2 protein-coding genes are annotated in these 1,794 nt (G+C 76.6%); both read left to right on the top strand.

Annotation, left to right across the window (positions count from 1 at the left end; genetic code table 11):
• The coding region (locus tag ND748_RS31285) for a Gfo/Idh/MocA family protein (protein ID WP_251749904.1) at positions 1–1,004 on the top strand (1,004 nt) is incomplete at its 5' end.
• Between the two features lie 141 nt (positions 1,005–1,145).
• A complete protein-coding gene (locus tag ND748_RS31280; RefSeq protein WP_251749903.1) occupies positions 1,146–1,550 on the top strand; it encodes a PPOX class F420-dependent oxidoreductase in 405 nt (134 codons plus the stop codon).
• The last annotated feature ends 244 nt before the right edge of the window (positions 1,551–1,794 follow it).

Here is a 1,794-nt window from a genome sequence, read left to right as displayed (position 1 = left end):
GCTTCGCGCTGCGGGCGGTCGCCGCCAGCAGCCCGCAGTCGGCGCGTGCCGCCGCCGAGGCTCACGGCGTGCCCGCGGCCAGCGGGAGCGTCGAGGAGCTGGCCGGTCGCGACGACGTCGACCTGGTCGTCGTCTCGGTGAAGGTGCCGCGTCACCGCGAGCTGGTCCTGCCCGCGCTGGCGGCAGGCAAGGCGGTGCTGTGCGAGTGGCCGCTGGCCAATGGCCTGGGCGAGGTCCGGGAGCTGGTCGAGGCCGCCGCGGGCGTGCGCTCGTTCGTCGGTGTGCAGGGGCGGTTCGCCCCCGCGGTGCGCTATCTGCGCGACCTGGTGGCCGACGGGTACGTGGGCGAGGTGCTGTCGACGACGCTGGTGGGCAACGGGGGCGTCTGGGGACCGGTCATCCACCCCGGCGGGGAGTACCTGCTCGACCGCGACCTGGGCGCCACCATGCTGACGATCCCGTTCGGCCACAACACCGACGCCGTCACCAGCGTGCTGGGGGAGTTCGTCGACCTCGTCGCCACCACCGCGACGCGGCGGCCCCAGGTCCGCAACGCCGAGACCGGCGCGTCCGTCCCGATGACGGCCGAGGACCAGATCGCCGTCTCCGGGACCCTCGCCGGCGGGGCTGTCGCGAGCATCCACCTGCGAGGTGGGGCACCGCGCGGCAGCGCCTTCCTGTGGGAGATCAACGGCACCGACGGCGACCTGCAGGTCACCTCGTCGACCGGCAGCCTCAACTACGGCGAGATCATCATCCTCGGCTCCCAGGGCGGCGAGCCGCTCGCCGAGCTGACCACGCCGGCGTCGTACGACGCCTTCCCCGCCCTGGCCGGGCAGCCGGCCGCCGCCGTCGCCCACGCCTACGCCCAGATCGGCCGCGACCTCGCGGAGGGCACCACGGTGGCGCCCGACTTCACCCACGCGCTGCGTCGCCACCAGCTTCTCGACGCGGTCTCCCGGTCCGCCGCCACCGGCCGGCGCGTCCAGGTGCCCGAGAAGTGAGGTCCCCGCTCGCCTGAGGCGTCAGGGCGGCAGGTCACCCCGACGCCGTGGCGAGCCGCCGCGCGGGCCGGACCGGGCACCCACGTGGCGGTGCCCGGCCCGCCGGTGCGCGGGGCGCGGGGAGGAGGTAGGCATACAGGGGTGAGCACACCCGAGCCGGCCGAGTTTCCGGCCTCCCACCGCGACCTGATCGACAATCCGCTGACCGGTGTCCTGACCACGATCGGCGCGGGCGGTCGGCCCCAGTCGACGGCCGTCTGGTTCCTGCCCGACGGGCCGACGGTCAAGGTATCGATGATCAGTACCCGGCAGAAGCTGGCGAACCTGCGACGCACCCCGGTGGCCGCCCTGTTCGTGTTCGACCCCACCAATCCGGGGCGCACCCTGGAGATCCGCGCCGACGTCGAGCTCGTACCCGACCCGGACAAGTCCGTTCTCACCCGGATGACGGACCGCTACGGAGCCGACTTCGCCCGGCTCAGCGCCCTCGACCCCGAGCGGACCACGGCCGTGCTGCATCCGCGCCGCATCGTCGTCCGCGGCTGAGGCCGGGCCGCGGCCGGGCGGGTCGCGCCGCGGCCGGCCGAGTTGCGGCAGGCCGGGTCGGAACACTTTCCCGATCGACCGGGTTGGACGCGGTGCGTGGGGGGGGGGGGGGGGGGGGGGCGGGCGGGGCGGGGGGGGGGGGCCCCCCCCCCCCCCCCCCCCCCCCACCCCCCCGCCCCCCCCCCCCCCCCCCCCCCCCCCCCCCCCCCCCCCCCCCCCCCCCCCCCCCCCCCCCCCCCCCCCC

Source organism: Frankia sp. AiPs1, assembly GCF_023716945.1.
Classification (GTDB): domain Bacteria; phylum Actinomycetota; class Actinomycetes; order Frankiales; family Frankiaceae; genus Frankia.
Note: the sequence above shows the minus strand (reverse complement) of the source record. Positions and strands in the feature narration are given on the sequence as shown.